Here is a 6,316-nt window from a genome sequence, read left to right as displayed (position 1 = left end):
TGGTTCCTCATTTCTTAGTTCCACTACCAGTATGGCTTGAAAGAACCATAGCTATGTCTAAAGGTCTAGCTGTTTAAAACTATATTTGTATATTTCTAAGATTGTGATAAATAACTATTGATTCGTTCTTCTTGTAAATGATCTGTTTCTGATATGTATCATCTAATAAAAACGCCTGCTTACGAAATTATTCTATCTTAGAGTAATTTCGTAAACAAGCGTCCAATCAACATGATGAGTGTTACCGCTGAGACAAGCTCAGCGGTAGACCAGAGCTAGACTAAGAATCAGAATAGGATTCCATCATCATAACACTCAACAAAATTGATGATCTTATACAAGTTCGATAATTGCCATTGGTGCAGCATCACCACGACGTGGTTCAGTTTTGAGGATACGAGTATATCCACCATTACGTTCTGCATAACGAGGTGCAATTTCAGAGAACAATTTTTGAAGTGCTGTAGTAGCAGTGTACTTATCAGTTGCTTCATCATAGTTTTCAGATGCAATTTCGTTACGAACAAATGCTGCCGCTTGACGACGTGCGTGCAAATCACCACGTTTACCAAGTGTGATCATTTTTTCAACTGTTTTACGGATTTCTTTAGCACGAGCTTCAGTTGTAACGATTGATTCGTTGATCAAAAGGTCAGTTGTCAAATCGCGCAACATTGCTTTACGTTGTGAGCTAGTGCGTCCTAGTTTACGGTATGCCATGATTTCCTCCTATATTATTTATCTTTTTTCAATCCTAGACCAAGATCAGCCAATTTAACTTTAACTTCTTCAAGACTCTTGCGACCAAGATTGCGCACTTTCATCATTTCTGGCTCAGTTTTCTCTGTCAAGTCAAATACAGTGTTAATGCCTGCACGTTTCAGACAGTTATATGAGCGAACAGATAGATCCAATTCTTCAATCGTACGATCAAGCATACGATCATCTGAAGCCACTTCAGCTTCTTTCATCACTTCTGCAGATTTTGCAACTTCAGTCAAGTCAGTGAAGAGACCTAAGTGCTCCATCAAAATACGTGCAGAAAGACCTAAAGCATCTTCTGGAATAATGGTGCCATTTGTGTTGATTTCAAGCGTTAATTTGTCAAAACCATCGTTGCTACCAACACGAGCTGGTTCAACTTGATAATTGACTTTCTTCACCGGCGTATAGATAGAATCTACAGCAAGTGTTCCCACTGGTGCATCATCTTTCTTATTACCCTCAGCTGGTACATAACCACGACCTGAATTGACAGTCAAAACAGCTTTAAAAGTGGCACCATCAGCAATGGTAAAGAGATAATGGTCAGGGTTTACAATTTCAATGTCACTATCTGTAAGAATGTCTCCTGCTGTTACTTCAGCTGGACCTACTACATCAAGTTCAATTTTCTTTTCGTCTTCGACATAAGATTTTACAGCAATGCCTTTGATGTTAAGAATAATTTGCATAACATCTTCACGAACACCTGGAACTGTGTCGAATTCGTGGAGTACACCATCAATTTTAATTGATGTTACTGCAGCACCTGGAAGTGAGGCAAGAAGTACACGACGAAGAGAGTTACCAAGAGTTGTACCGTAACCACGTTCTAATGGTTCGATCACAAATCTGCCGTAATCTTTATTTTCATCAATTTTTGTTATTGTTGGTTTTTCAAACTCAATCATTTCTTACTCCCTCTTAAACGAAAAGCTGTGTATGGAATGTATGATTATACACGGCGACGTTTTGGAGGACGGGCACCATTGTGTGGTACAGGAGTCACATCACGAATTGCTGTTACTTCAAGACCAGCGGCAGCAAGAGCGCGGATAGCAGACTCACGACCTGAACCTGGGCCTTTAACGGTAACTTCAACTGTTTTAAGACCGTGTTCTTGTGCAGATTTAGCAGCTGCTTCTGAAGCCATTTGAGCTGCGAATGGTGTAGATTTACGAGAACCTTTGAAACCAAGAGCACCAGCTGATGACCAAGCAATAGCGTTACCATGCACATCAGTAATCATAACAATAGTGTTATTAAATGTAGCGTGAATATGAGCAATACCAGATTCGATATTCTTTTTCACACGACGTTTACGTGTTGGTTTAGCCAATTTTTCTACCTCCTATATTATTTTTTCTTACCTGCAATCGCAACAGCTTTACCTTTACGAGTGCGGGCATTGTTTTTAGTGTTTTGTCCACGGACAGGAAGTCCACGACGGTGACGGATACCACGGTATGAACCGATTTCCATCAAACGCTTGATGTTCAAGTTAACTTCACGACGGAGGTCACCTTCAACTTTGATTGCATCAACTTCACGACGAATAGCATCTTCTTGATCTGATGTCAAATCTTTCACGCGTACATCTTCTGAAATACCTGCAGCTGCAAGAATTTTTTTAGATGTTGCAAGACCGATACCATAAACATAAGTCAATGAAATAACTACACGTTTGTCATTTGGAATGTCAACTCCAGCAATACGAGCCATGTTTTCTCCTTTCTATTTCTTAACCTTGACGTTGCTTGTGTTTAGGGTTTGCTGGGCAAATCACCATAACACGACCATTACGACGAATAACTTTGCAGTATTCGCAAATTGGTTTGACCGATGGTCTTACTTTCATGTTTAATCCCTCCAAGTATTTCGACTATTTAAAGCGGTATGTGATACGTCCACGTGTCAAGTCGTATGGACTAAGCTCAACAGTTACGCGGTCACCGACCAAAATACGAATGTAGTTTTTACGGATTTTACCTGAAACAGTTGCAAGGACTTGGTGTCCGTTCTCCAACTCAACAGTAAACATAGCATTTGGCATTGTATCGACTACTTTGCCTTCAATTTCAATCACATCTTCTTTTGCCATGCAAAAGTAACCCCTCTCTAAATATCGATTTGATGTCCTCTGAACACAGAGGTAACAATTATAAGTCAGACTAGGCTATTTTATCATCTTTGTATAAAAAATGCAAGCCAAATCTATTAGTTTATTGCAATTTTGATAGTACTGTATCAATTGCTTGGAAAACAAGGTCAATGTCTTGGTCACCTTCAATATCATGGACCAGCCCTTTTGCACGATAATGATCAATGATTGGCTGTCCTTGTGCGATATTGACCTCTAAACGACGTTTGACAGATTCTGGCTTGTCATCTTCACGTTGGTAGAAGTCTTCCTCTTTGTAGTCTCCAACAGGTGGATTGAATACTTTGTGGAAAGTCTCACCGGTTTCTTTATGAATAATACGACCGCTGAGACGCTCTACCAATTTTGAAGGATCAATCTCAATATTGATAACACCTTGCAACTCAATTCCTAAGTCAGCCAAATTTTCATCCAAGGCATGGGCTTGTTCAATCGTACGAGGATAGCCATCTAGCAAAAAGCCTTTTTCCTTGATGTCATCCTGAACCAAACGTTCTTTGACAATGCCATTAGTAACTTCATCGGGAACGAGGTCACCCTTATCAATGTACGACTTGGCAAGAATACCCATTTCAGTCTGATTGGCCATTGCTGCACGGAACATATCTCCTGTTGAAATATGAGCAACATTGAATTTCTCAACAATCTTGGCCGCTTGTGTCCCTTTACCAGCACCTGGTAAACCCATAATTAAAAGATTCATGACAAACTCCTTATTTTGTTTTCACATAAATTTGCCATTATTGACAAACTTATCTAAAAACAAAATAGAAGGTTGACTAGGTCAACCTATATTCTATTCTGTAATTTCTAAGAAACCTACATATTTTCTCTTAAGAAGGTAGCCTTCTAATTGCTTGATGCCTTCGATACTTGTAGAGATTACGATAATTAAACTTGTACCAAGGAATGCAATGCTTGAAGAAAGCCCAAAGAGATTTTGCGCAAGGATGGGCAACAAAGCTACAAAACTCAAGAAGAGTGCTCCGATTACTGCCAATCTTGTCAATAATTTTGACAAAAACTGTTCAGTGCCATTACCAGGACGAACTCCATGGATATAGGCTGCACTTTTCTGAAGGCTTTCTGCAGTCTTCTCAGGATTTACTTGAACAAAGGTGTAGAAGAATGTAAAGGCAATAATTAAACCTGCATATACAATCATACCTTTAGCAGTTGAATAATCAAAGTATTCCTGAACCGTCAATAACCACCCGGCACTCTTATTTTGACTTGCGAAATATTGAATCAAAGAAGTTGGAACTGCAGTGATTGAGCCTGCAAAGATTACGGGAATAACTCCTGCTGGATTCAATTTCAGCGGTAAATATGAGCTAGAAGGTGCTCCTTGTGCACGTTTTGTATATTGAATTGGTAATTTATATTCTGCTTGTTGTACAAAAGTTGTAAAATACACAACAAAGAATATTAATACGACGAGTGCAGCAACAAAGATTGCTGACTCCCCCAAACGACTTGATTCAATATTAACAAAGCGATCAATGTAAATCTCGTGAAAAGTCCCTGGTAGTGATGAAATGATACCCGCGAAGATAATCATTGATGTACCATTACCATAGCCCTTTTCAGAAATTTGTTCCCCCAGCCAGGTTACAATAATCGAACCTGTTGTCAAAATTGATCCAATCAACAAATATGTTTGCCAATTTAATGGCATATTGGTCAATTTTGCGCCGGACAAAGCATTAAAGCCTGCTGTAATACCAATCGATTGAACAAATGCCAGTACCAAAGAAATGTAGCGTGTTGCTTGATTTAGTTTACGACGACCAACTTCACCTTGCTTACCCCATTCAACAAATTTAGGTAAAATATCCATTTGCAAAAGTTGAACAATGATGGAAGCTGTAATATAAGGACTAACCCCTAGTGCGAAAACTGAGAAATTACGCATAGCATTTCCTGAAACCAAGCTCAACATGTTCAAGAACGGAAGGTTTGACAAGGCCTCAAGACTCTTTGCGTTTACTCCTGGTACTGTAATGTGGGTTCCTACGCGGAAGACAAAAAGGATAAAGATAGTAAATAGAATTTTACTACGTACCAATTTTACCTTTAAGGCATCTTTTAAAAGTTTAAAAAACATAGGCTGCCACCTCTTAGATGACTTCTACTGAGCCACCTTTAGAAGTGATTGCTTCTTCAGCTGATTTAGAGAATTTAGCAGCTTTAACTGTCAATTTCTTCGTCAATTCACCGTTACCAAGAATTTTAATTCCTGATTTTTCAGCTTTAACGATTCCAGCTTCGATAAGCACAACTGGTGTTACTTCTGCACCATCTTCAAAAGCGTTCAATTGATCAAGGTTAACGATTGCGTACTCTTTAGCGTTGATATTTGTAAATCCACGTTTTGGAAGACGACGGAACAATGGAGTTTGTCCACCTTCAAAACCTGGGCGAACACCGCCACCGCTACGAGCTTTTTGACCTTTTTGACCACGGCCAGATGTTTTACCGTTACCTGATGATGTACCACGACCTACACGGTTGCGGACTTTACGAGAACCTGTAGCAGGTTGTAATTCATGAAGTTTCATTATTATTTCTCCTCTTTTATATGCTAGCGCCTGTGAAGTACAAGAGTCTTCCTCCACAAACTCGCTGTATGTAAATATGTAAAATGGACTAGAAGTCGCAAAGATTTCTCTATGCGACTTAGTCTATTTGTTAGATTATTTAACTTCTTCTACAGTTACCAAGTGAGAGATAGCGTTCACCATTCCTAGAATAGCTGGGTTATCTTCTTTAACAACTGAAGAGTTCAATTTACCAAGTCCAAGTGCAACAACTGTTTTACGTTGTTCTGGTTTGCGACCGATTGGAGACTTAGTCAAAGTGATTTTAATTTGAGCCATGAGTATCTCCTTTCTTATGCTAAATCAGAAACTGAGATGCCACGAAGTGCAGCCACTTCTTCAGCACGTTTCAATTGTTTCAAACCTTCAACTGTTGCGCGAACGATGTTGATTGGTGTGTTTGAACCAAGTGACTTAGAAGTCACATCTGCGATACCTGCCAATTCGATTACGGCACGAGTTGCACCACCGGCAGCAACCCCAGAACCTTCTGAAGCAGGTTTCAACAATACACGAGCGCCGCCAAATTCTGAGCGAACTTCGTGAGGGATTGTTGTACCAACCATTGGTACTTCAATCATGTTTTTCTTAGCAGATTCAACTGCTTTACGGATAGCTTCTGGTACTTCTTGAGCTTTACCAGTACCGAAACCTACGCGACCGTTACGGTCACCAACAACCACAAGAGCTGCAAAACGAAGACGACGTCCACCTTTAACAACTTTTGTAACACGGTTGATGGCTACTACGCGTTCTTCAATTTCAACTGCGTTATCTTTGAATGCCATTTCTT

General features: G+C 39.6%; 11 protein-coding genes. All 11 read right to left on the bottom strand.

What is annotated here, in order from left to right:
• Positions 1-333: 333 nt before the first annotated feature.
• Entirely contained in the window at positions 334-720 is a 387-nt protein-coding gene (gene rplQ, locus ODU50_RS09650) for a 50S ribosomal protein L17 (RefSeq protein WP_024532345.1), read from the bottom strand.
• Positions 721-734: 14 nt separating this feature from the next.
• Positions 735-1,673 carry a DNA-directed RNA polymerase subunit alpha gene (locus ODU50_RS09645; protein ID WP_004195512.1) on the bottom strand — a complete coding sequence of 313 codons (939 nt, stop codon included), beginning with the start codon at positions 1,671-1,673 and terminating at the stop codon, positions 735-737.
• Between the two features lie 44 nt (positions 1,674-1,717).
• On the bottom strand, positions 1,718-2,101 hold the full coding sequence (rpsK, locus tag ODU50_RS09640; protein WP_004195509.1) for a 30S ribosomal protein S11: 384 nt from the start codon (positions 2,099-2,101) through the stop codon (positions 1,718-1,720).
• A gap of 17 nt (positions 2,102-2,118) precedes the next feature.
• The gene (rpsM, locus tag ODU50_RS09635) at positions 2,119-2,484 is read right to left on the bottom strand and encodes a 30S ribosomal protein S13 (protein ID WP_002936622.1); all 366 of its coding nucleotides are present in this window, start codon (positions 2,482-2,484) and stop codon (positions 2,119-2,121) included.
• 19 nt (positions 2,485-2,503) lie between these two features.
• Positions 2,504-2,620: a 50S ribosomal protein L36 gene (rpmJ, locus tag ODU50_RS09630; RefSeq protein ID WP_001808836.1), complete on the bottom strand. Its 117-nt coding sequence runs from the start codon at positions 2,618-2,620 to the stop codon at positions 2,504-2,506.
• Positions 2,621-2,644: 24 nt separating this feature from the next.
• The gene (gene infA / locus ODU50_RS09625) at positions 2,645-2,863 is read right to left on the bottom strand and encodes a translation initiation factor IF-1 (RefSeq protein ID WP_002936627.1); all 219 of its coding nucleotides are present in this window, start codon (positions 2,861-2,863) and stop codon (positions 2,645-2,647) included.
• Positions 2,864-2,984: 121 nt separating this feature from the next.
• Positions 2,985-3,626, bottom strand: coding sequence for an adenylate kinase (locus ODU50_RS09620; protein WP_002936630.1), 642 nt, complete (start codon positions 3,624-3,626; stop codon positions 2,985-2,987).
• Between the two features lie 93 nt (positions 3,627-3,719).
• Positions 3,720-5,030, bottom strand: coding sequence for a preprotein translocase subunit SecY (gene secY / locus ODU50_RS09615; RefSeq protein ID WP_024415620.1), 1,311 nt, complete (start codon positions 5,028-5,030; stop codon positions 3,720-3,722).
• A 13-nt stretch (positions 5,031-5,043) separates the two neighbouring features.
• A complete protein-coding gene (rplO, locus tag ODU50_RS09610) occupies positions 5,044-5,484 on the bottom strand; it encodes a 50S ribosomal protein L15 (protein ID WP_002936637.1) in 441 nt (146 codons plus the stop codon).
• Between the two features lie 135 nt (positions 5,485-5,619).
• Positions 5,620-5,802: a 50S ribosomal protein L30 gene (gene rpmD / locus ODU50_RS09605; RefSeq protein ID WP_002936638.1), complete on the bottom strand. Its 183-nt coding sequence runs from the start codon at positions 5,800-5,802 to the stop codon at positions 5,620-5,622.
• A 14-nt stretch (positions 5,803-5,816) separates the two neighbouring features.
• Complete coding sequence (rpsE, locus tag ODU50_RS09600; RefSeq protein WP_002936639.1) at positions 5,817-6,311, bottom strand: 30S ribosomal protein S5; 495 nt, start codon at positions 6,309-6,311, stop codon at positions 5,817-5,819.
• Positions 6,312-6,316: the final 5 nt, after the last annotated feature.

Origin of the sequence: Streptococcus sp. 2020WUSS084 (assembly GCF_044427445.1) — a bacterium.
In the GTDB taxonomy this organism is placed as follows: domain Bacteria; phylum Bacillota; class Bacilli; order Lactobacillales; family Streptococcaceae; genus Streptococcus; species Streptococcus suis.
This window is presented reverse-complemented; position numbering and strand designations above follow the sequence as displayed.